Source organism: Streptomyces sp. BK022, assembly GCF_004217355.1.
GTDB lineage: Bacteria > Actinomycetota > Actinomycetes > Streptomycetales > Streptomycetaceae > Streptomyces > Streptomyces griseoluteus.
In genome coordinates, this window is the sequence record NZ_SHKU01000006.1 from 429543 (window position 1) to 451398 (window position 21856).

At 72.3% G+C, this 21856-nt stretch carries 22 protein-coding genes; 18 read left to right on the forward strand and 4 right to left on the reverse strand.

Annotated features, from left to right (window positions below; genetic code table 11):
• Positions 1-81: 81 nt before the first annotated feature.
• From EV284_RS25750 to EV284_RS25780, 7 genes are all read left to right on the forward strand, one after another.
• Positions 82-456 carry a hypothetical protein gene (locus tag EV284_RS25750; protein WP_165425639.1) on the forward strand — a complete coding sequence of 125 codons (375 nt, stop codon included), beginning with the start codon at positions 82-84 and terminating at the stop codon, positions 454-456.
• Positions 457-742: 286 nt separating this feature from the next.
• The gene (locus EV284_RS25755; protein ID WP_347402205.1) at positions 743-1789 is read left to right on the forward strand and encodes a hypothetical protein; all 1047 of its coding nucleotides are present in this window, start codon (positions 743-745) and stop codon (positions 1787-1789) included.
• 50 nt (positions 1790-1839) lie between these two features.
• Positions 1840-2418: a Uma2 family endonuclease gene (locus tag EV284_RS25760; protein ID WP_130338161.1), complete on the forward strand. Its 579-nt coding sequence runs from the start codon at positions 1840-1842 to the stop codon at positions 2416-2418.
• Positions 2419-2572: 154 nt separating this feature from the next.
• Positions 2573-3850, forward strand: a complete 1278-nt coding sequence (locus EV284_RS25765; protein ID WP_086695469.1) for an aspartate kinase — start codon at positions 2573-2575, stop codon at positions 3848-3850.
• On the forward strand, positions 3850-4908 hold the full coding sequence (locus tag EV284_RS25770; RefSeq protein ID WP_130338163.1) for an aspartate-semialdehyde dehydrogenase: 1059 nt from the start codon (positions 3850-3852) through the stop codon (positions 4906-4908). The genes EV284_RS25765 and EV284_RS25770 overlap by 1 nt, the downstream gene beginning before the upstream one ends.
• Positions 4909-5350: 442 nt before the next feature.
• Complete coding sequence (locus tag EV284_RS25775; protein WP_130338165.1) at positions 5351-5935, forward strand: SigE family RNA polymerase sigma factor; 585 nt, start codon at positions 5351-5353, stop codon at positions 5933-5935.
• 80 nt (positions 5936-6015) lie between these two features.
• Entirely contained in the window at positions 6016-7224 is a 1209-nt protein-coding gene (locus tag EV284_RS25780; protein WP_242625818.1) for a hypothetical protein, read from the forward strand.
• On the opposite strand, the gene EV284_RS25785 is transcribed toward EV284_RS25780, so the two are convergent.
• On the reverse strand, positions 7221-8024 hold the full coding sequence (locus EV284_RS25785) for an SURF1 family protein (protein WP_130338167.1): 804 nt from the start codon (positions 8022-8024) through the stop codon (positions 7221-7223). The two genes, EV284_RS25780 and EV284_RS25785, sit on opposite strands and share 4 nt — an antisense overlap.
• Positions 8025-8146: 122 nt before the next feature.
• On the opposite strand from EV284_RS25785, the gene EV284_RS25790 reads away from it, so the two are divergent.
• Positions 8147-9955, forward strand: coding sequence for a prolyl oligopeptidase family serine peptidase (locus EV284_RS25790; RefSeq protein ID WP_130338169.1), 1809 nt, complete (start codon positions 8147-8149; stop codon positions 9953-9955).
• A 20-nt stretch (positions 9956-9975) separates the two neighbouring features.
• Here EV284_RS25790 and EV284_RS25795 read toward each other — a convergent pair whose 3' ends face one another.
• Entirely contained in the window at positions 9976-11766 is a 1791-nt protein-coding gene (locus EV284_RS25795; RefSeq protein ID WP_130338475.1) for an NAD-binding protein, read from the reverse strand.
• Positions 11767-11932: 166 nt separating this feature from the next.
• Here EV284_RS25795 and EV284_RS25800 point away from each other — a divergent pair, with 166 nt between their 5' ends.
• Positions 11933-13039 (forward strand): permease, encoded by a 1107-nt coding sequence (locus EV284_RS25800; protein ID WP_130338477.1) that lies wholly within the window; start codon positions 11933-11935, stop codon positions 13037-13039.
• Positions 13036-13734: a TIGR03943 family protein gene (locus EV284_RS25805; RefSeq protein WP_130338171.1), complete on the forward strand. Its 699-nt coding sequence runs from the start codon at positions 13036-13038 to the stop codon at positions 13732-13734. Before EV284_RS25800 ends, EV284_RS25805 begins: the two co-directional genes overlap by 4 nt.
• A gap of 275 nt (positions 13735-14009) precedes the next feature.
• Here the strand turns inward: EV284_RS25805 and EV284_RS32835 are convergent, their stop codons facing one another.
• Both EV284_RS32835 and EV284_RS25825 read right to left on the reverse strand, forming a co-directional pair.
• A complete protein-coding gene (locus tag EV284_RS32835) occupies positions 14010-14888 on the reverse strand; it encodes a hypothetical protein (protein ID WP_165425641.1) in 879 nt (292 codons plus the stop codon).
• Between the two features lie 393 nt (positions 14889-15281).
• Complete coding sequence (locus tag EV284_RS25825) at positions 15282-15899, reverse strand: TetR-like C-terminal domain-containing protein (RefSeq protein ID WP_130338177.1); 618 nt, start codon at positions 15897-15899, stop codon at positions 15282-15284.
• A 74-nt stretch (positions 15900-15973) separates the two neighbouring features.
• Here EV284_RS25825 and EV284_RS25830 point away from each other — a divergent pair, with 74 nt between their 5' ends.
• The 8 genes from EV284_RS25830 (at position 15974) to EV284_RS25865 (ending at position 21848) form a co-directional block, all read left to right on the forward strand.
• The gene (locus EV284_RS25830) at positions 15974-17302 is read left to right on the forward strand and encodes an alpha/beta fold hydrolase (RefSeq protein ID WP_130338179.1); all 1329 of its coding nucleotides are present in this window, start codon (positions 15974-15976) and stop codon (positions 17300-17302) included.
• Between the two features lie 306 nt (positions 17303-17608).
• Entirely contained in the window at positions 17609-18082 is a 474-nt protein-coding gene (locus tag EV284_RS25835) for a carboxymuconolactone decarboxylase family protein (protein WP_130338181.1), read from the forward strand.
• A 113-nt stretch (positions 18083-18195) separates the two neighbouring features.
• Positions 18196-19233 (forward strand): permease, encoded by a 1038-nt coding sequence (locus tag EV284_RS25840; RefSeq protein WP_242625819.1) that lies wholly within the window; start codon positions 18196-18198, stop codon positions 19231-19233.
• Positions 19230-19985 (forward strand): TIGR03943 family protein, encoded by a 756-nt coding sequence (locus tag EV284_RS25845; protein ID WP_130338183.1) that lies wholly within the window; start codon positions 19230-19232, stop codon positions 19983-19985. Before EV284_RS25840 ends, EV284_RS25845 begins: the two co-directional genes overlap by 4 nt.
• 186 nt (positions 19986-20171) lie before the next feature.
• The gene (locus EV284_RS25850; RefSeq protein ID WP_130338185.1) at positions 20172-20648 is read left to right on the forward strand and encodes a CrcB family protein; all 477 of its coding nucleotides are present in this window, start codon (positions 20172-20174) and stop codon (positions 20646-20648) included.
• Positions 20645-21034 carry a DUF190 domain-containing protein gene (locus EV284_RS25855; RefSeq protein WP_130338187.1) on the forward strand — a complete coding sequence of 130 codons (390 nt, stop codon included), beginning with the start codon at positions 20645-20647 and terminating at the stop codon, positions 21032-21034. Before EV284_RS25850 ends, EV284_RS25855 begins: the two co-directional genes overlap by 4 nt.
• Complete coding sequence (crcB, locus tag EV284_RS25860) at positions 21031-21405, forward strand: fluoride efflux transporter CrcB (protein WP_130338189.1); 375 nt, start codon at positions 21031-21033, stop codon at positions 21403-21405. The genes EV284_RS25855 and crcB overlap by 4 nt, the downstream gene beginning before the upstream one ends.
• A gap of 47 nt (positions 21406-21452) precedes the next feature.
• Positions 21453-21848, forward strand: a complete 396-nt coding sequence (locus EV284_RS25865; RefSeq protein WP_165425642.1) for an Imm50 family immunity protein — start codon at positions 21453-21455, stop codon at positions 21846-21848.
• Positions 21849-21856 lie beyond the last annotated feature (8 nt).

A 21856-nucleotide genomic window follows, 5' to 3' on the forward strand; every position in this document is an offset into this window, starting at 1 on the left:
CTCGCCCGGACGTTGCACCACAATGGCCGCATGACACTCAAGCCATGGGCGTGGGCAGGACTTGGGATCTGCGGAGCAGGTGTGGCCACACTGATCGGCTTCGCCTTCGTGGATCTCGGCACGGCGGATCAGGTCGCGAGTGTGGGCGGAGGGGCCGTCGGTCTCATCGGCTTCGCGCTCGCGGTGATCGCGCAGTTCGGTGGCGCGTCCGCCTCCCCCACCACACCCTCCAACCCCTCGGCCTCAGCGCGTGATGTCCACGCCTCCGGCGAGAGGACGATCGCAGCGGGCGGGAACATCGGTGTCGCGTCCACGGGTGGTGCGGCTTCGCCGGGTTCCCCCCTGCCGCCTCGCGCGCCCGCGTCCGGCGCACCGGCAACCGGCAGCGTGACCGCCTCCGGTACGGGGTCCATCGCCGCGGGCGGTGACATCGGCTCGGCGTCGACAGGCAACTGACGCGTCTGACGTGGACACAGCGGCCGCGTACTCGTCGCCGCAGTTCAGCCCGAGGCTCAAGCCTCGGGCTTCGAGCTTCTCCATGGGTTTCCGGGCTGGGTGAAAACAACCCAACCAACCAGATCTCCAGGTGAGTTGAAGCCGCCTACCTCGAAAGTGTGACTTTCTGTGATCGGCTTGCGCTGGAGAGTAAAGCCGCCCTAGGTTCGCGGCAATAGATCGGCCCCGGTCGGTGCGCCAACACCGGCTCCGGGGCCTAGACCTACGGATCGAAAGAGACTCGATCGTGGCTTCCGCCCACCCTAGCCCTGCCCTGCCGTCCCCGCAGCACCCCATGGCCAGATCGGGCTACGGCAAGCGCTCTGCCGGTGACGAAAACCCGCACGGCGAACCGGACTTCGCACATCTGAGCCCCCGCGACCGCGAGATCGCCGTCTTCGTCGACCATCTCGACGACGGTCACGCGATGGGCTACAAGGCGATCGCCGCCGTACACCCTCGCTACGGCCAGCAGGCCGTGCGCACGTCACTGAAGCGCGTCACCGAGGCCGGCCACCTGCGGCACATCCGGGAGCACCTCACCATCGAGGACAACTCGATGCGTTGGGTGACGCGGACGTACTGGTCACGTACGCCCAGGTCGCCGGAGTGGTGGGCGGAGTTCGTACGCGGGCGCAAGGGCCTGGACGTCACCGACCGGTACGAGTCGGGGCTGGCGCGGGCCGAGGAGGCGGCTGCCGAAGCCGTCGCGGCGGAACCCGCGCAACAGCCCTCCGAGCAGCACTCCGAGGAGCCCTCGGACGAGCCCGGCGCCGCCTATCGCACCCTCGCCGACCTCCGTGACGCGGACCCGCGCATGTCCCTGTCCGCGTCGGACTGCCGTTCCCTCGAATCCCTCGCCGCGCAGTGGCTGGGCCTCGGCGCGACGCCGCAGGAGATCACCAGGGCCCTGACCGACGGGCTCCCGCCCGCCGTCACCAACCCGGGCGGACTCGCCCGTAAACGACTGGAGGACAAGATGCCCCCGACGAAGGCGAAGATCCGGCAGAAGGCCGGTGGGCGCCGCGCCCGCGTCAGCCGCGTGATCATGGCCTGCGCCACCTGCGACGCGGACGAGCGCACGACGGAGATCATCGACGGGATCTGCCGCGAGTGCCATGCCGAGATCGAGGCGGAGGAGGCGGCGGAGGCATGCGGTCCGCCGATCGGGTACCTCCCGGAGACGTTCCTGCGCGACCCGGCCGACGACACCGGGGTGGTCGACGTGACCCAGTGGGCGGCCGAGCTGCGCAGGGCGGCCGGGCTGCGGCCCAGGGCGGGGAGTGACGTATGAGCGTGCAGGAGGCACCGGCCGGGGCACCATGGAGTCGAGGAGGCGACGCCATGACCCCCAGGACCGAGGACCGGCCGCAGATGTCCGTCGAGGAGTTCGAGGAGCTCGAACGCCATGCCCCGGAGACCGTGCGGCTGGAGTTCATCAAGGGGAAGGTCCAGGTCAAGCCGGTGACCGATGGCAACCACGACCACATCATCGCCTGGTTGCAGCGGCTGTGCATGCAGCACCGCCCCGAGCTCTGGCTGTACGGAGACCGAGGGATGAAGGTCGAGCGCTATCGGAAGGGGCGGGCACGTCCGGATGGTGTTCTCGCGCCGTTCGGATTCCCGGCGGGGCACGGAGACTGGTCCGACGCAGGGGGTGTACTGATGCCCGTGGAGGTCACGTCGCACGACTCCGACACCAACCAGCGAGACCGAGTCGAGAAACCCGGCGGCTATGCCGCAGCAGGTATCCCCGTATACCTGCTCATCGACCGGGACGACGGCTCGGTCGTGGTGTACAACCAGCCGGAGAACGGCCGCTACCTCCATGCCGAGAAGTCGCCCTTCGGCGCCTCCGTCAAGCTGCCCGACCCCGTCGACATCATCCTCGACACTGCCCCCCTGAAAGAGTTCGTCGACTGACACGCTGTGACGCGGGGCACTTTCCGCGTGGCCCGCGTACCGCTGGGCAGGTTCGGGACCGGGCGGACGACGTCTCACCATGCGGGAGCGCGATGGTGGATTTCGGACGCTCGATAGACTGAGCCGACACAAACGAACCGAGCGAGGAGCGCACGTGGGCCTTGTCGTGCAGAAGTACGGAGGCTCCTCCGTAGCCGATGCCGAGGGCATCAAGCGCGTCGCCAAGCGGATCGTGGAAGCCAAGAAGAACGGCAACCAGGTGGTTGTCGTGGTCTCCGCGATGGGCGACACGACGGACGAGCTGATCGATCTCGCCGAGCAGGTTTCTCCGATGCCTGCCGGACGTGAATTCGACATGCTGCTGACCGCCGGAGAGCGTATCTCCATGGCCCTGCTGGCGATGGCGATCAAAAAGCTGGGCCACGAGGCCCAGTCGTTCACGGGCAGCCAGGCAGGTGTCATCACCGACTCGGTCCACAACAAAGCCCGCATCATCGACGTCACGCCGGGCCGCATCCGCACCGCGCTGGACGAGGGCAACATCGCCATCGTCGCCGGTTTCCAGGGTGTGAGCCAGGACAAGAAGGACATCACCACGCTGGGCCGCGGCGGCTCCGACACCACCGCCGTCGCGCTCGCCGCCGCGCTCGACGCCGAGGTCTGCGAGATCTACACCGACGTGGACGGCGTGTTCACCGCCGACCCGCGCGTGGTGAAGAAGGCCCGGAAGATCGACTGGATCTCCTTCGAGGACATGCTGGAGCTGGCCGCGTCCGGCTCCAAGGTGCTGCTCCACCGCTGCGTGGAGTACGCCCGCCGGTACAACATCCCGATCCACGTGCGCTCCTCCTTCAGCGGGCTGCGCGGCACGTGGGTCAGCAGCGAGCCGATCGAGCAAGGGGAACAGCAGGTGGAGCAGGCCATCATCTCCGGTGTCGCGCACGACACCTCCGAGGCCAAGATCACCGTCGTCGGCGTGCCGGACAAGCCGGGCGAGGCCGCGGCCATCTTCCGGACCATCGCGGACGCCCAGATCAACATCGACATGGTCGTGCAGAACGTGTCGGCCGCCTCCACGGGCCTGACCGACATCTCCTTCACCCTGCCGAAGACCGAGGGCCGCAAGGCCATCGACGCGCTGGAGCGCAACCGCTCCGGCATCGGCTTCGACTCCCTGCGCTACGACGACCAGATCGGCAAGATCTCCCTGGTCGGCGCCGGGATGAAGACCAACCCGGGCGTCACGGCCTCCTTCTTCGAGGCGCTCAGCGACGCGGGCGTCAACATCGAGCTGATCTCGACCTCCGAGATCCGCATCTCGGTCGTCACCCGTGCCGACGAGGTCCCCGAGGCCGTCCGCGCCGTGCACACCGCCTTCGGGCTCGACTCCGACACCGACGAGGCCGTCGTCTACGGGGGCACGGGCCGCTGATGGCACGCACCGGTCGCCCGACACTGGCGGTCGTGGGGGCGACCGGAGCCGTAGGAGCGGTGATGCTCCAGATCCTGTCCCAACGGGCGGACGTCTGGGGCGAGATCAGGCTGCTCGCCTCCCCGCGCTCGGCCGGCCGCAAGCTGACCGTACGCGGGGAGGAGGTCGAGGTCGCCGCCCTCACCGAGGACGCCTTCGAGGGCGTCGACGTCGCCATGTTCGACGTGCCCGACGAGGTGGCCGCCCAGTGGGCGCCCATCGCCGCCGCGCACGGCGCGGTCGTGGTCGACAACTCCGGTGCCTTCCGGATGGACCCCGAGGTGCCGCTGGTGGTCCCGGAGGTCAACCCGCACATGGCCCGGATGCGGCCGCGCGGGATCGTCTCCAGCCCCAACTGCACGACCCTGTCGATGATCGTCGCCCTCGGCGCGCTGCACGCCGAGTTCGGGCTGCGCGAACTGGTGGTCTCCTCGTACCAGGCGGTCAGCGGGGCCGGGCGGGCCGGGATCGAGACGCTGCGCGCCCAGCTGTCCCTGGTCGCGGGCACCGACCTGGGCACCGCGCCCGGCGACGTACGGCGAGCGGTGGGCGAGCTGACCGGGCCGTTCCCCGAGCCCGTCGCGCTCAACGTGGTGCCCTGGGCCGGGTCGCTGCGCGAGGACGGCTGGTCCTCGGAGGAGATGAAGGTCCGCGACGAGACCCGCAAGATCCTCGGCCTGCCCGCCCTGCCGGTCGCCGTCACCTGCGTACGGGTCCCGGTCCTCACCACCCACTCCCTCACCGTCCACGCCCGCTTCCAGGACGAGGTCACCGTGGACGGCGCCCGCGAGATCCTCGCCACCGCCCCCGGTGTGGTCCTGTGCGACGACCCGGCCGCCGGGGAGTACCCCACCCCGGCCGACGTGGTGGGCACCGATCCCACCTGGGTGGGCCGGGTGCGCCGGGCGCTGGACGACCCCACCGCGCTCGAACTCTTCGTCTGCGGCGACAACCTGCGCAAGGGCGCCGCCCTCAACACCGCCCAGATCGCCGAGCTGGTGGCCGCTGAAATGATGTGAGAACCCTGTGCCGTTCGTGGGATTCTCCTGGGAAATGTGGCCGGAACCATGGTCCAAACCACTTGTACCCGGCCTTCGTCACGACAGAGGATTTCCCTCCCAGTCCTCCGCAACCGCGCGAGCACCGGGAGCGTCTTTGCCCTCACCCTGGTGCGGCGGGACGTGGGTTCCGGGCGCGGGGCGTCGCGGTGGGGCGTGGTGACGCCCTTTCAACTAGGCGTAGGGGAAGAGCGGGACGCATGGCGGCACTTGAGGAACTGTCGGTCGTCGCGAATGTGACGCCCGGCACGTACAACCCTGTCGGGGGTACGCGTGTCCAACTGGCGTGGCAGAGGTACTCGAACTCGCACCGACTCTCTTCGAGCCGGGCGTATCCCCAGCAGCTCGCGGCGCGGCGGCGCTCCGGCCGCCCCGTGCGGTCCGTCCGCGTGTGCCCGGCGGCATGCCGGTGATCGCGCCGATGCCCGCCGCGCGTCCCACCCGCATACCCGGCCAGCGCGACGGCGCCGACGACACCGCGGCTGACGCGGCCGCCGGTACGACCGTCGACCATCTCACCGAGACCTACCGGGCGCACTACCGCTCCCTGCTCGGTCTCGCGGCCCTGCTCCTGGACGACACCGCCTCCTGTGAGGATGTCGTGCAGGAGGCGTTCATCCGCGTCCACTCGGCCCGCAAACGCGTCCGGGACAAGGAGAAGACCCTGGCCTACCTGCGCCAGACGGTCGTCAACCTCTCCCGGTCCGCGCTGCGCCGCCGCATCCTCGGCCTGAAGCTGCTCTCCAAGCCGATGCCGGACATGGCGAGCGCGGAGGAGGGGGCGTACGACCAGCTCGAACGGGACTCGCTCATCAAGGCCATGAAGGGCCTTCAGCGCCGCCAGCGCGAGGTGCTGGTGCTGCGCTACTTCGCGGACATGACGGAGGCCCAGGTCGCCGAGACGCTCGGCATCTCGCTGGGCTCGGTGAAGGCGTACGGCTCACGGGGCATCGCCGCGCTGCGGGTGTCCATGGGGGCGAAGACGTGAGCGAGCACGAGGAGCCTGCCGACGAGTCCGCCACGGGGGCAGACCGACACGACAAGCCGACGCACGCTGGGAACGAAACTGTGAACGACGGCAGCCGCGGGGAGGAGTCCGCCCGTGCGGACGCCTCCGCCGACGCGGAGACACGAAAGCTCGACGGGTTCGACGGACTGGACGGGCTCGAACGGCTGCTGGAGCTGGGCGGCACGCCGTCGTCCGGCTCCGGGGGCGGCCGGGGCATCGAGGCCGACGGCCTGGACGACGGGCTCGGCGCGGACGAGCAGGCGCTGCGGCGGCTGCTGCACTCCGCGGTGGAGGACGTGGAGCCCCGTACCGGCTCGCTGGAGCACCTGCGGCGGGCCGTTCCCGCGCGCCGGGCCCGCAAGCGGCACGCGGCGGTCGGCATGGCGGCGGCGGCCCTGCTGCTCGGTACCGCCATCCCGGCCCTGGTGCACGTCTCCAACACCGGCGGCACCGACCCCAACACCGCGATGGCCGGCCAGTCCGAGTCGACGCAGGGCGGCGAGGGCAAGGGCCACGCCTCCGACGGCGCCACCGGCGACACCCGCGGCACCACGGGGGACAAGCCCGGCACCGGCAAGGACGGCGGCGAGAAGGACGCGCCCGGCAAGAAGGGCGGCGGCGAGTCCGGCAGGAAGGGCGCCGCGAACCCCGAGGCGAGCCTCGCCTCCGGCACCGCGAGCTGCACCCCGGCCCAGCTGGGCGTCACGGGCAGCGCGGGCGGGCCCGACTCCGCCGGCGTGTTCTACGGCACCTTCCGGGTCGCCAACGTCTCCGGCACCGCCTGCACGGTCACCGGCGCGGGCCAGGTCGGCGCGATCGCGATGGGCGCGGCCGACCAGGCCAAGCTGGGCGTGGTCGCGCATGTGTCCGGCGACGCGGCGAGCGGGCTGCCCGATCCGTCGCTGGCGGTGTCCTCGCTGGTGCTGCGGCCGGGCGGGGCGTACGCGGAGAAGTTCGCCTTCGTGCCCTCGGAGACCTGCCCGGTGTCGGGTGGCGGCGACAGCACCACCGGCGGCGGCTCGGCCACCGGCGGGCCCTCGCCGGACCCCTCGCCCAGCGGCGACACGGGCACGACGACCGGCACCTCGGGCACGGGCGGCACGGGCGGCACGGTCGGCGCGGCCCCGCAGCTCCTCACCGTCGACGGCCAGGCCGACGGCAGCGTGCAGGTCACCTACAGCGCGGCCTCCGGTGCGGCGTCGTCGGCCGTGGTGTCCAACGCGTGCGCGGGCACGGTGTACTACACCGGCATGCACTCCGAGGGTTAGACAGCGGTGGGGGTGCCGGCGTCCTCGGAGGCGCCGGCACCCTCGGTCACCAGGCCCAGTTCGGCGTCGCGGACGGCTTCGGCCTCGCGGCGCAGCAGGCGGAACCACATGAAGACCACGAAGCCCGCGAAGACGAACCACTCGCCGGTGTAGCCGAGGTTCTGGAACGCCTTCAGGTCGAGCCCGGTTCCGACGGGCGCGAGGGCGGGCACCGCCTTCATCCCGGCGTCACCCCGGTCGAGGGTGACCCAGGCCGCGTACAGCCGGTCCGGCACCAGGTTGACCAGGGAGGCCGGGGTGATGGCGTTGGTCTGCCCGGCGGGCAGTCCGCCGGTCGCGGGGACGCCGTTGCTGCCCGGTGACTCGGGGGCCTGGAGCGCGCCGGTGACGGTGACCTTCCCGGCCGGGGGCCTGGGCGCCTTCGCCGCGTCGGCGGTACCGGGCAGCCAGCCCCGGACCACGGGGAGGGACTCGCCGGTGGAGGTGCGCAGCAGGGTCACGACGTAGAAGCCGGTCTTCCCGTCCAGCTCACGGCCGGGCGAGAGCAGCTGCCTGCCGTACTCGCCGCTGACCACGACCCGCCGTCCCGAGGTGGCCTTGTCCACGGGCAGCATCCGCGCGAGCGGTACCGCCCGCTCGTGGCGTGAGTCCGCCGCCTGCTCGGTGGCGGTGCGATGATCCTGCACCCGCCCCTCGAACCGGCTGAGCTGCCACGACCCCATGAACACGCAGAACGGGATGGCGAGCAGCACGAAGACGTTGATGCCCCACCAGCGGGGTGTCAGCAGAAACCGGTACACGCTCCAAAGGTACGGCGCCCCCTTTGTCACCTTCACTCCGGGCCCGGCCCCGCCCGGCCCCGCACCTCCTTGCCCAGCTCAGGGGTGTCCCGTAGGGCGTCGGACAGGTGATCCTAGGGGGCATGGACAAAGCTGACGAAGCTGTGGAGATGCCCGACTGGGAGAAGCGGTTCCGCGCGCCGCGGGTCTCGCTGCCGGACTGGGCCGAGGACGCGCCCGACCGCTCGCTGTTCGTGTCGAACGCGACCGGCACCTACGAGCTGTACGCCTGGGACCGCGCGAGCGGCGCGCAGCGGCAGGCCACGGACCGGCCGAACGGCACCACGGACGGCGTGCTCTCGCCGGACGGCGAGTGGATCTGGTGGTTCGACGACAAGGACGGGGACGAGTTCGGGGTCTGGCGCCGCCAGCCCTTCGGGGGCGGCCCCGACGAGACGGCCGTACCGGGCCTCGCGCCCTCCTACCCGGCCGGCCTCGCCCTCGGCCGGGACGGACGGACGGCCGTGGTCGGCCGGTCGACCGACGAGGACGGTACGACGATCCACCTGGCGCGCGCCGGTGAGGCGCCGGTGGAGATCTACCGGCACCGCGAGTCCGCCGGCGTCGGCGACCTCTCGCACGACGGCACGCTGATCGCGATCGAGCACACCGAGCACGGCGACGCCATGCACAGCGCCCTGCGCGTGCTGCGCCCCGACGGCACGGCCGTCGCCGACCTGGACGACACCCGTGGCGGCACCGAGGAACTGGGCCTGGAGGTGCTGGGCTTCGCCCCCGTCGACGGCGACACCCGCCTCCTCATCGGGCACCAGCGCCGGGGCCGCTGGGAGCCGCTGGTCTGGGACGTGGCGAGCGGCGCGGAGACGGACCTCCCGCTGGACCTGCCCGGCGACGTGGCCGCCGAGTGGTACCCCGACGGCTCCGCCCTGCTCATCGCGCACGGCTTCGAGGCCCGCAGCGAGCTGTTCCGCTACGACCTCGCCACCCGCGAGCTGGACCGCATCCCCACCCCGCCCGGCACCGTCTCCGGGGCGACCGCCCGCCCCGACGGCAGCGTCGAGTACCTGTGGTCCTCGGCCGCCGAGCCGCCGGTGGTCCGCTCCACCAGCGGTGACGTCGTGCTCGACCCGCCCGGCCTGAAGAGCCCGCCCTCGGTCGCCGTGGAGGACGTCTGGGTGGACGGCCCCGGCGGCCGCATCCACGCCCTCGTCCAGAAGCCCGCCGGGGCCACCGGTCCCCTGCCGACCGTGTTCGACCTGCACGGCGGCCCCACCTGGCACGACAGCGACTCCTTCGCCGCGGGCCCGGCGGCCTGGGTGGACCAGGGGTACGCCGTGGTCCGCGTCAACTACCGCGGCTCCACCGGGTACGGGCGCGCCTGGACCGACGCCCTCAAGCACCGGGTCGGGCTGATCGAGCTGGAGGACGTGGCGGCGGTGCGCGAGTGGGCCGTCTCCTCCGGTCTCGCCGACCCCGAGCGCCTCGTCCTCACCGGCGGCTCCTGGGGCGGCTACCTCACCCTCCTCGGCATCGGCACCCAGCCGGAGGCGTGGACGGTGGGCATCGCCGTGGTGCCGGTCGCGGACTACGTCACCGCCTACCACGACGAGATGGAGGCGCTGAAGGCCATGGACCGCACCCTCCTGGGCGGCACCCCGGAGGAGGTCCCGGCCCGCTTCGCCGCGTCCTCCCCGCTGACCTACGTCGACCAGGTCAAGGCGCCCGTCTACATCTCCGCCGGCGTCAACGACCCCCGCTGCCCCATCCGCCAGATCGACAACTACGTCGAGCGCCTCCGCGTCCGGGGCGCCCCCCACGAGGTGTACCGGTACGACGCGGGCCACGGCTCCCTGGTGGTGGACGAGCGGATCAAGCAGGTCCGGCTGGAGATGGACTTCGCCCGGCGGCACCTGGGGGGAGCCGGGGAGTAGAGCGCCTCTGCCGGGACGGTTCAGCCGAACTCCGCCAGGCCCCGGCGCGTCGCCGCGATCACCACCCGGTCGTCCTTCGTGAGGAGGCGGTCGGGTGGGGCGTCGGGGGCGTTCTCGACGGCGAGGGCGCGCCAGACGCCGGGTTCGAAGGCGGAGGCCAGGGTGCGGCCCTCCAGCCGGGGGCGGTTCGCCACGTCGACCGACGCGAAGACGAGGACCCGGCGTTCCACCGGGACCGCGCCCAGGACGCGGCGGCCCAGCATGGCTCCGGCGAAGGCGGGGGCCGACAGGTGGGAGACGCTCCGGCTGCGGGTGGTGGCCAGCGGGTGGGCGACGCGCAGGGTGCGGTACACGGCGGTCGCGAAGTCGTCGTCGTACAGGCGCAGTACCACGCGGAGGTCGGGGCGGACGCCCCGCGCGTACAGCACGGCCTCCAGGTTGGTGGTGTCCGCGCTGGTCACCGCGAGGAGGGCGTGCGCCCGGTGGATCTTCGCCGCCTCCAGCACGCCCTCCTGCGTGACGTCCCCGATCACCACCGGCACCCGCAGCCGCCGCGCCACCGCGAGCCCGCGCGCCTCCGGATTGCCCTCCACGCACACCACCGGCACGTGCAGCTCGCGCAGCCGGATCAGCACCCGCGTGCCGATCTTCCCCAGCCCCAGCAGGACCACGTGCCCGCCCAGTCCGCGCGGAGGCTTGCGCAGCGCGGACTGCGTACGGAAGGTGCCCAGCCCCTCCAGTACGGCGGCCAGCAGCACGGGAAGCAGCAGCAGCCCGACCAGTCCGGAGAGGAGTTGGAGGATCTGGCGCCCCAACGGCTCCCCCAGCGCGGGGTCGTCGATGGCGAACAGGTCCAGCAGGGTGAAGTAGAAGGCCTGTAGGGGGTGGATACGGGTCACGATCGACAGGGCCACCGCGAGCGCGATCACACAGCCCGCCAGTACCGCCAGCGACCACCTCAACTGCTTGGAGAACAGGGAGGAGAGCGGCGGGACACCGCCCACGCCGAGGCCGTTCCCCGGCCCCGCGCCCTCCGCCGCCGAGAACCGCTCCAGCATCACCCGCGACCGCGCCCCGGCCCGCTGTACTTTCTCGTCGTCGGGCAGCAGCACCGGCCCCTCGTCGTCCCCGTCGGAGGACAGCAGGGCGAGCGTGCACAGGCCGGGCGGCGCCGGGCTCCCGGCCGGAGGTGCCACCCGTTCCACCGCGCGCAGCAGCAGCCCCTCCGCCTGGATCACCTTGCCGGTACCGGCGACGGCGGTCGCGGCGAGCGCGGGCGCGGCGGTGTCGGCGTCGGAGAGCACGGAGGTGGCCGCGTCCCTCAGCGCCTCCTCCGACTCGCCCACCAGCACGGCCGCCTGATCGAGGAGTTCCTCGATGTGCTGTCCCAACCGGCGGTTGTAGAGACGCAGTACGAGCCGCAGCCGGGGGTTCAGCCGTCGCGCGGTGAGCGCCGCCCGGATGTTGGTCTCGTCGTCCTCGTAGACCAGCGCCAGCGCGGCCGCACGCTCCACCCCCGCCTCGGCGAGCACCTGCTCGGTGAGGAACTCGGCCTCCAGCACCCGCTCCCCGCCCGGCCGTCGGCCGGACGCGGCGGACTCGCCCCCGCCCGGCACGGGCCCGCCCCGGCCGACCGCCACCGACACCACCCGGTCGAAGAGCGCCGCCGGAGCCGACCTGGGCCGCCCCACCACCGGCCGCCGCGCGGTACGGGCGTTCGGCGGCACGACGAGCACGACCTGCTCGTCGTAGACTCCGCGCAACTCGGCGGACAGCCGGTGCGCGAGACCGTCGTCCCCGCACACCACCATCGGCGCCGACGCGCCACCTGAACCGCCCTGGTACGGAACGCTGTTCGCCACGAGGGAAAAGACTGCCCCAAGAAGGCGCCCGGTTCCAGCGATCACCTGAACGGCCCCACCCGCGGCCGCGTACGCCCTGGCAGCCGCATCCAGCCGGAGGTCTCCACCCGTGGCCATCACCGAAGACGTACCGCCGCCTGGCGAACGGACGGGGGGTGCCGGTACTGGTACTGGTACTGGTACCGATCCTGGTACCCGGCCCGGTCCTGGCAGTGATCCGGGTACTGGCGGCGCTGATCCTGGTACCGGCACGGGTGCTGGTGCCGGTGCCGGTACCCGCCTCAGCTCCCCCCTCGTCCTGACCCTGGTGCTGCTGCTCGCCGTCCTCGCCCAGGCGCCGATCCGGGGCGCGCTCGGCACCCCCGTGATGCAGAGCTGGACCACGGTGTTCGTCGCCGTCACCGTGCAGGCGCTGCCCTTCCTGGTTCTCGGGGTGCTGCTCTCGGCCGCCATCGCCGTCTTCGTCCCGCCCGCCTTCTTCGCCCGCGCCCTGCCCGGCCGGACCGCGCTCGCGGTACCGGTCGCGGGGCTGGCGGGCGCGGTGCTGCCGGGGTGCGAGTGCGCTTCGGTGCCGGTGGCGGGCGCGCTGGTACGGCGGGGCGTGACCCCGGCGGCTGCGCTGGCGTTCCTGCTGTCCGCGCCCGCGATCAACCCGATCGTGCTCACCGCCACGGCCGTCGCCTTCCCGAACAACCCCGAGATGGTCCTCGCCCGGTTCGCCGCCAGCCTGCTGGTCGCCTGCGCGATGGGCTGGCTGTGGCAGCGGCTCGGCCGCGCCGACTGGCTGCGCCCGCCCGCGCACGGCGCGCACGAGGGCGAGACCAGGGCGGAGACCTTCTGGAACTCCGTACGCCACGACACCATGCACGCGGGCGGCTTCCTGGTGGTCGGCGCGATGGCCGCGGCCACCCTGAAGGCGGTCGCCCCGGCGGAGTGGCTGCGCACGGCCGCGGGCGACCCGTTCCTCGCGGTGCTCGCCCTCGCCGTGCTCGCCGTCGTGCTGTCCATCTGCTCGGAGGCGGACGCGTTCGTCGCCGCCTCGCTGACCGACTTCTCCCCGACGGCCAAGCTGGTGTTCCTGGTGGTGGGCCCGATGATCGACCTCAAGCTGTTCGCCATGCAGGCCGGCACCTTCGGCCGTGGCTTCGCGCTGCGCTTCGCCCCGGCCACGTTCGCGCTGGCCGTCACGGGCGCGCTGGTCACCGGGGCGGTGCTGCTGTGAACCGGCAGGCGCAGGCCGCCGTCATGTTCCTCCTCGGCGGGGCGCTGCTGCACGCGGGGACGACGGATCTGTATCTCCGCTACGTCAAGTCGGGTCTGCGGCCGCTGGTGCTGGCGGCGGGAGCGGTCCTGATCGCGGCCGCGCTGGCGACGGTCTGGTACGAGCGGAAACGGTCCGGACGTCACGGGGGCCATCCCGAGCCCGGCGTGGCCTGGCTCCTGGTGCTGCCCGTCCTCGCCCTCATCCTCATCGCCCCGCCCGCCCTCGGCTCCTACAGCGCGATCCGCACGGGTACGGCACTCCAACCCCCTTACGGCCTCGACCCGTTGCCCTCCTCGGACCCCGTCCGGCTGAGCGTCGTCGACTACGCCTCCCGCGCCGCCTACACCCACTCCCTGCGCGGCCGCACCGTCCGCGTCACCGGCTTCCTCGCCCTGGACGCCCACGGCTCCCCGTACCTGGTCCGCATGGCCCTCAACTGCTGCGCCGCCGACGCCCAGCCGGTCAAGATCGGCCTCACCGGCCAACTCCCGCCGGTCCTGCGGCCGGACGCGTGGATGGAGGTGACGGGGGTGTACGCCTCGCGCGTGACGCGGGACCCGGTGAACAACGGGCTGATCCCGTACCTCCGGGTGACGTCCGCCCGGCCGGTGGCCGCTCCGGCCGACCCCTATGACGAGACGTGGAACAGGTGAGGGGTGTTGGGGCTGGTTTGGTCGGGGTGTGACCGGTTCCGGTGGTGCGGGTCTTCTTCCGGTACGTCCTGGGAGGGGTGGGGCGGTGTCCGGCCGGGGCTGCTCCACCGGGGGCGGCTGATGCCCGGCCGGGGTTGGTCCACCCGGGGGCGGGGAGAGGCTGCTGCCCGGCCGGGGTTGGTCCACGAGGGACGGCTGATGCCCGGCCGGGCTCGCTCACCTCTTGACCGGCGGCTCCGGGTTCAGCCCCGGCGGTGTCCGGCCTGGCCGGGTGCTCAGCTCAGGCAGAGGATCAGGAGGCAGACGTGGGAGGGGGAGGCGGAGGGGGCCGCCGTGGGGGAGTGCGAGTCGGTGGGCGTCGGGGACTGCGGCGCGGAGGGCGCGGAGGGCGTGGTCGACGGGGGGCCGGTGCGCTCGGTGGGGGTGGGCGTCGTGGCGTCCGTCGCGGGGGCGGGCTTCGTGGAGGTGGGGGACTGCTGCGGCGGGGTGAGGGGGGTGGTGGAGGCCGGGGCCGGGATCGGGTCGTGGGGGAGCGGGAGCAGGGGGCGGGAGTGGGGACGCGTCGAGGGGGACGCGGAGGGGGAGGAGGCGGTGGCCTTCGGGGTGGCCTTGTGCGGGGCGGGGGTGGTGCTGGAGCGGGGTGCGGCCGGGGCCTTGGACTTGGCGCTCGTGTGGTGCGGGGTGCTCGGGGCGGGGGTGGGGCGACCGGTCGCGGGGGTCGCCGGTACCGGGAGGCCGGCCGTGGCCTCGGGACCCGTGCCGCCCATCGGCTGCTCACCCTGGGCCGCGGTGGGGCGGGTGCGGTCGGCGGGCTGGTGGTTCAGGGCGGCGGCGAGGGTGAAGCCACCGCCGACCAGGGCGACGGCGGTCGCCAGGGCGGCCCTGCGACGTGTCTTCCTCCAGCGGGACTGCTCACGGCGCCGGGCCGCACGGCCGCTGCCCGACGGCACCGCCGCCGGACGCTGCGCGGCGACCGGCGGGGGCACCGACCTGCCGCGCCGGGGCGCCGGTACGTCCTCGCCGCCGGGCCGCCGCACGGCGTACGGGCTGGTGCGCACCGGCATCGGGGCCAGATCCGGGGAGGCGCAGTCGCCGCAGCCGGGGCAGACCAGGGCGCCGTTCAGATGCCGACGGCAGGCGGAGCAGTAGTCCATTCGCGGTCTTCCTGGGTCGACGGGCGCGGGTGAGCGCCCGCCACCGTAACGGGACCATCAGCAGAGTGTGTGCGCCCCATGTGGCTCTCCTGCACACATTCCCAGCGGATTCCGAGTGGCCAGCTGGATCCCCGCCAGAGACCACGCCTCATCGAGATCATCCAGAACCTCCGAGAGCGCATCCGCGAAGCCCGCGCCAACGGCTGGCTCGGCGAGGTCGAGGGACTCCAGGTCAGCTTCGACGCTGCGATGGCCAAGCTCAACAGCCTCAGCGATCTCCGGCCGATGGTCGGCCGCAGCTGGTCACCCTTGGCATGCCGGTCTTCACCGACCACGCACCCTCGACCCGGCAGGGACCGGGAGGGCGGGCCCCCATAACCGGCCCTGATCCTGTCAATGAGCGAGTTCTGCTTGGCGAAGGCCGCGGAACACCGCCGGGGTCGTCCATCCGCGCAACGTGGCATGAATCGTCGAGCGGAATGCGGCCTCGGCCGTCGCGGCGTCGAAGGCCCCAGCCAGTTCAAGAGTCACCAGCCCGTGGAGGGTGGCCCAGATCGACAGTGCGATCGACGTTGCCTCGCCGGCGAGGACGGACGCTGTCACGGCACGATCGATCGCCGCGAGAAGCGGACGGATCGGGTCACTGGCACCGACCTCCCCCGATGGGTCGAAGGACTGCACACCACCGAACAGCACCGTGTACAGGTGGCTGTGTCCTCGCCCCCAGCGACGGTAGGCGACGGCCAGCGCGTAGAGGTCGGCGAGCGGGTCCGCGGAGGTCTGCACCGCCGACACGTCCTGGAACAGGCCGGCGACGGCTTTGTCGCGCACGGCACCGATCAGCCCGTCCTTGCCGCCGAACAGGGAGTACACCGCCGTCGTCGACGCCTCGGCGGCAGCGGCCACAGCGCGGACCGTGAGCGACTCCCGCGGACGGGTGGCGAGCATCTCGGTCGCGCACTCCACAAGCCGCTCTTTGACGGCCTCGTCGTTTGTTCTCGGCCTACCCACGGCCAGCAGCCTACTCCCTCTGATAACGTCGTTTTGAAACAGTGTTCTGAAACTGTCGGAGGTCCGCCGTGCCCATGTCCGCCATACGTCTTGTCCGCTTCACCGGACGCTTACTGCTGGCCCTGGCCGCCGTGACGATGCTGGTCGTTGCCTTTCTCGCACTGATCGCCCTCACAGGTGGAGCAGGCTCGGGGCTCGCCGCATGGTTGACGACCCTTGGAATCGGAGCTGTCCTGGCAATGTGGCTGGGACGGCGCCGCACTTGGCCGGCGCGGCTGGTGCCGCTCCTGCCGGTGGTTGTCGCGGCAGCGTTGACGGCGTCGGTCTGTATCCCGACCGTGCCGACGGCCCGGCGATACCCGCCCGCCCTACCCTTCGTGGCCACGCAGCACTGGAGCCTGGCCACTGGCAGCCGGGTAGCGGTGTACCACTACCCGCCCGTGAACCCCGGCACCCGGCATCCGATCCCGCTCGTGTACCTCAACGGCGGACCGGTCCGCGGCATCTCGGTGCTCGACCACCGGTTCCTGCAACTCCTGGCACGCCAGGGCTACGACGTCTACGCCTACGAACAGGCCGGTGGCGGACGAAGCGACCTGATCCCCATGAGCCAGTACACGATCTCCAGGCCGGTCCGCGACCTCGCAGCCTTCGCCGACCGCCTGAACAAGGGCAAGGTCGACATCCTCGGATTCTCTTCAGGCGGGGCCGTGCTCACCCGAGCCCTGGCCGACCCGGGCATCGCCGCACGCTTGCACCGGGCGATCATCGCTGAGCCCGGCCCCATGGACGGCTCCACCGCCCGCATCACCGGGCACAAGGGCCGAAAATCCGCACGGGGCCTCGCGCCGGCCATGACCGGACCGCGATCGACGCACGTCCCCCGGTACGCCGTGGCGTTCGGTCTTATGCGACTCGGACTCCTCACCCCCGACACCGGACTGATCGGACAGGCCGAAGGCGACAATGCCTTCACCGCCGCAGACCTCGGCAGCGACACCGCGTCCGCCTACTGCGCTCGCGACGCGCACCGCATCCCCGCCGAGGACACCGCCCAGAACTTCTCGTTCAGCCCCGCCGCCAGCCTCCGCATCCAGCAGACGGTCAAGGACTCCCCCTCCATAGCCTCGAAGCTGAGGCACTCCCGGACTCCCGCGATGCTGATGATCGCCGAGTGCTCCTCCCAGCTTCGTCAATGGGAGACCACCGTCCTTGCCAGTGACCTCGCCATCCAGCGCACGCAGTACATGCCCGGAGTCGGACACCACATGTGGAACGGCCTGGACGACAACAACGACCGGGCCGTCGCCGTCATCACTGCGTTCCTTCAGGGCAAGCCCGCACCTCTGCCGAACTACCCGACCCGCGACGAGATCCCTATTTTCCTGAACGACCGCAAATGAAGACGTTTCAGCCCGGAACCGGCAACGGCGCGGGGGAGAGAGACCGCGAAGCCGCCCCGGCCCTGCGGCATGTACAGCCAAGGGCGATCTCCTAGCCCGGAAAATGGCCGAGCCCCATGTGGTCGACCCCCATGTGGTCGACCCCCATGTGGCCGACCCCCATGTGGCCGAGCCCCATGTCGGCGCACCCCATGTGCCCGGACCCCGACCCCATGGTGGCCCAGCTCACACCCCCGCATGTCACACCCCCGCCACCCCGCCCGTCGTAACCGTGAATCCACCGGAACCGACCCACGGGAGCGCACCATGACCGCCCGCCTCAACCCCTTCGCCATCCCCGCCACCGGCAAGATCATCAAGCACATCAACGCGGCCGGAAAGGTGGTCTCGGACTCCACCCTCCCCGCCGCCACCCAGGAGCTGGTGAAGATCCGCGCCAGCCAGATCAACGGCTGCGGCTTCTGCCTCGACATGCACACCAAGGAGGCCGCGCACGCGGGCGAGACCCAGCTCCGGCTGAACATGGTCGCCGCCTGGCGCGAGGCCACCGTCTTCACCGACGCCGAGCGCGCCGCCCTCGAACTGGCCGAGCAGGGCACCCGCCTCGCCGACACCCCGGGCGCCGTCACCGACGAGGCGTGGGCGGACGCGGCCAAGCACTACGACGAGGACCAGCTCGCGGCCCTGGTGTTCCTGATCGGCCTCATCAACGCCTACAACCGCATGAACGTCATGATCCGGATGCCCGCCGGCGACTACCAGGCCGGCCAGCTGGCCTGACCCGGGCCGGGGCCGGAACCTCCTGGGGCATCCGGAGGCGAGACGGCGTGTGCACCTCACCGCGCGCACGCCCCTCGCTTATCGTCGGCCACACACCGACATCCGGAGTGAAAATGGGAAAAACGGATGAGCTGGTGGGAGTGGTCGACAGGGCGGCGACGGTCGTCACCCCCACCGCTCCACCGGCCCGCCCCAGCCCCGTACGCCCCCTGCTCGCCCTCACCGCCGCCGCTGCCGTCGGGATCACGGTGCTGCTGCTCGCCCGCGCCGGAGTGCTCGACCGGCCCGCCGTCCAGGCGTGGCGCACGGTCTGCCTGGCGATCACCGTGCAGGCGCTGCCGTTCCTGATCCTCGGCACCGTGCTGTCCGGTGCGATCAACGCGTTCGTACCGGCCGACCTGTTCACCCGCGTGCTGCCCAAGCGGGCCGCGCTCGCCGTACCGGTCGCGGGGGTCGCCGGCGCCGTGCTGCCGGGGTGCGAGTGCGCGTCCGTACCGGTCGCCAACAGCCTGATCCGGCGGGGTGTCACCCCGGCCGCCGCCTTCGCCTTCCTGCTGTCCGCGCCCGCCATCAACCCGATCGTGCTCACCGCCACGGCGGTCGCCTTCCCGGGCAACCCCGCGATGGTCGCCGCCCGGCTGGTCGCCTCGCTGGCCACCGCCGCCGTGATGGGCTGGCTGTGGCTCTGCTTCGGCAAGGAGAAGTGGCTGCGCCCGGCGGTACGGCACACCGGCCACCAGCACGGGCACAGCCGCTGGGCGGAGTTCCGCCAGGGCTTCCAGCACGACTTCCTGCACGCCGGCGGCTTCCTGGTGCTCGGCGCGATGGCCGCGGCCACCTTCAACGTCGCCGTACCGCGCACCGTGCTCGACGCCTTCTCCGGCTCGCCCTGGCTCTCCGTGCTGTTCCTCGCCGGGCTCGCCGTCCTGCTCGCCGTCTGCTCGGAGGCGGACGCCTTCGTGGCGGCCTCCCTCACCGGCTTCTCCCCCACGGCCCGGCTCGCCTTCATGGTGGTCGGCCCCATGGTGGACCTGAAGCTGATCGCCCTTCAGGCGGGCACCTTCGGCCGCGCCTTCGCCGTACGGTTCTCCGCCGCGACCACGGTCGTCGCCGTCGCCGCCAGCGCCCTGATCGGAGGAGCGCTGCTGTGAGACGCCTCCCCCAGACCGCCCTGCTCGCCCTCGTCGGCGCCGGCCTGCTGCACACGGCCCTCTTCACCGACCTCTACCTGCGCTACGTCAAGGAGGGCCTGCGCCCCGTCCTGATCGCGTCCGGCGTCGTCCTGCTGCTCCTGGGCGCGGTGAACGCCTGCCTCGACCTGCGCGGAAGCCGGGAGCCCCACGCGTCCCACGCGGGGCACGAGCACGCCCACGGGCACGACCACTCCACCGCCCCCAAGGTCGCCTGGCTCCTCGCCCTCCCCGCCCTTAGCCTCCTCCTCTACGCCCCGCCCGCCCTCGGCGCGTACACGGCGGCCCACGCCAACGGGAAACCGGTCGCCACCACCCCGAAGGAGCGTTTCCCCGACCTCCCCGCGACCTCCCCGCTCCCCCTGACGCTCACCGGCTTCACCCAGCGCGTCCAGCAGGACCCCACGCTGGCGATCAGGGGCCGGCAGGTCCGGCTCACCGGTTTCGTCACCCCGGCCGGGGCAGGCGGCGGCTGGTACCTGACCCGGATCATCTTCACCTGCTGCGCCGCCGACTCCCAGACCGTCAAGGTCCGCGTCCACGGCACCGACGCCCCGCCCGCCGACACCTGGCTCGCGGTCACCGGCACCTGGCACCCCTCGGGCCGGCTCGGCACGAAGACCGCCGAGGCGGCGCTCGACGTCCGGGAGACCCACCCCATCGCCCAGCCGGTCAACGCGTACACGGACGACCTCCCGCTGACCCCGTCGTAGGCGCGACCGCCGCGCTGCGTCCCGTTCCGCCCCCGCGTTACCCTGGTGACCGGCCGCGCCTCACCCGCGCGGCGCGGCGGTGGGGCTCGCCGTACCCGAACCGCGGCATCGACGCCGCCGACAGTCCCTACTTGCGGCTGAGCGCGCCCGCCTGCGCGGGCCCCGGCGAGTAGGAGACGTACGCCCATGACACGACCCACGGCGAACGAACCCGTCGACCCCGACCTCGACCTGCGCTCTCCCGCCCAGCGGCAGGAGGCGTGGCGCGGTCAGGGACCGGTCGTGGCGGTGGTCGCGGCCGGCGGCGCGATCGGTGCGACGGCCCGGTACGCGGCGTCGCTGCTGTGGCCCGTGGCGAACCCCGGCTTCCCCTGGACCACCCTGCTGGTCAACGTGACCGGCTGCGCGGTCATCGGCGTCTTCATGGTGCTGATCACCGAGGTGTGGACGGCGCACCGGCTGGTCAGGCCGTTCTTCGGGACGGGGGTGCTGGGCGGCTTCACCACGTTCTCCACCTACGCCGTCGAGATCGAGCGCCTGGTGAACGCCGGCGAGGCGCGCACCGCCCTCGCCTATCTGGCCGCGACCCTGCTCGCGGCCCTCGGCTCGGTAGGACTCGCGGTCGCGCTCACGCGCCGCGTCCTGGCCTGGAGGCAGCGATGACCGCGACACGGCTGACCGGCGACGCCCTCCGGGTGACGGTCTTCGTCGGCGAGCACGACACCCACCACCACAAGCCGCTCTACAGCGAGATCGTGCACCGCGCGCACGCGGCCGGCCTCGCGGGAGCCAGCGTGTTCCGGGGCATCGAGGGCTTCGGCGCGTCCTCCCTGATCCACACCGCCCGCCTGCTCTCCCTGAACGAGGACCTGCCGGTGGCGATCGTCATCGTCGACACCCCGGACCGGGTACGGGCGTTCCTGCCGCAACTGGACGAACTGGTGGAGTCGGGGCTGGTGATCCTGGACGACTGCCAGGTCATCCGCTACGCCGGCAGCCGCTCGGGCCGCCACTCCCGGCGTCACCCGGGCAAGGAGAAGAAGGCGTGAACTGGCTCCTCGTGATCATCGGCGGCATGGCCGGAGCCCCGCTGCGCTACCTCACCGACCGCGCCGTCCAGAAACGCCACGACGCCGTCTTCCCCTGGGGCACCCTCACCGTCAACGTCCTCGGCTGCTTCATCCTCGGCCTGCTGACCGGCGCGGTCGCGGCGGGCGCCGCCTCCTCCCACGTCCAACTCCTCATAGGCACCGGCCTGTGCGGCGCCCTCACCACGTACTCCACCTTCTCCTACGAGACTCTCCGCCTCACGGAGGACGGCGCCCGCCTCCTGGCGGCGGCCAACGTGGCGGCGAGCGTGGTGGCGGGCCTGGGATCGGCTTTCGCGGGCACGGCGTGCGCAGCGGCGGTCTGGGGTTGACGCCGACTCGTACGATGCCCGCCGGATCCCTCGGAGGAGACGCCCCCATGCCCGCTGAGCCCTGGCTCACCCACCTCGTCAACCCCCAGGGTCTGAGGGCGGTTTACGGCGCGGCGCCCCCACCCCTCACCGCGGTACGCCTGCACCGGCTCGACCTCCGCGACGAGGGCCCCGCCCTCACCTTCCACCTCGACCTGCCCTATCCCGCCGAACCGCCCCGGAAATGGGCTGCCCAGGGCTTCGACACCGTGCAGATCGAGCTGTCGTTCACCGGCCTGAGCGCCCTCACCCTGCACGGTTTCGGCACCGAGATCACGGCGGACGTCACCCTCACGGCGGTCGGGGGCGGGGTCGCCGTACACGTCACCGCCCCCGAGATCACCCTCGAAGCGGTCGCCCGGACCGTCTACCTGGCGGCGCTGAGGGCCTACGCCCAGGAGTGACGTTCGCG

What these genes read in the sequence shown, in the direction of transcription:
- EV284_RS25850 (WP_130338185.1), top strand. Translation starts at nt 20,172, where the DNA reads ATGACACGACCCACGGCGAACGAACCCGTCGACCCCGACCTCGACCTG.
- EV284_RS25790 (WP_130338169.1), top strand. Translation starts at nt 8,147, where the DNA reads ATGGACAAAGCTGACGAAGCTGTGGAGATGCCCGACTGGGAGAAGCGG.
- EV284_RS25865 (WP_165425642.1), top strand. Translation starts at nt 21,453, where the DNA reads ATGCCCGCTGAGCCCTGGCTCACCCACCTCGTCAACCCCCAGGGTCTG.
- EV284_RS25830 (WP_130338179.1), top strand. Translation starts at nt 15,974, where the DNA reads ATGTCCGCCATACGTCTTGTCCGCTTCACCGGACGCTTACTGCTGGCC.
- EV284_RS25840 (WP_242625819.1), top strand. Translation starts at nt 18,196, where the DNA reads ATGGGAAAAACGGATGAGCTGGTGGGAGTGGTCGACAGGGCGGCGACG.
- EV284_RS25770 (WP_130338163.1), top strand. Translation starts at nt 3,850, where the DNA reads ATGGCACGCACCGGTCGCCCGACACTGGCGGTCGTGGGGGCGACCGGA.
- EV284_RS25775 (WP_130338165.1), top strand. Translation starts at nt 5,351, where the DNA reads ATGCCGGTGATCGCGCCGATGCCCGCCGCGCGTCCCACCCGCATACCC.
- EV284_RS25855 (WP_130338187.1), top strand. Translation starts at nt 20,645, where the DNA reads ATGACCGCGACACGGCTGACCGGCGACGCCCTCCGGGTGACGGTCTTC.
- EV284_RS25795 (WP_130338475.1), bottom strand. Translation starts at nt 11,766, where the DNA reads ATGGTGGTGTGCGGGGACGACGGTCTCGCGCACCGGCTGTCCGCCGAG.
- EV284_RS25835 (WP_130338181.1), top strand. Translation starts at nt 17,609, where the DNA reads ATGACCGCCCGCCTCAACCCCTTCGCCATCCCCGCCACCGGCAAGATC.
- EV284_RS32835 (WP_165425641.1), bottom strand. Translation starts at nt 14,888, where the DNA reads ATGGACTACTGCTCCGCCTGCCGTCGGCATCTGAACGGCGCCCTGGTC.
- EV284_RS25760 (WP_130338161.1), top strand. Translation starts at nt 1,840, where the DNA reads ATGACCCCCAGGACCGAGGACCGGCCGCAGATGTCCGTCGAGGAGTTC.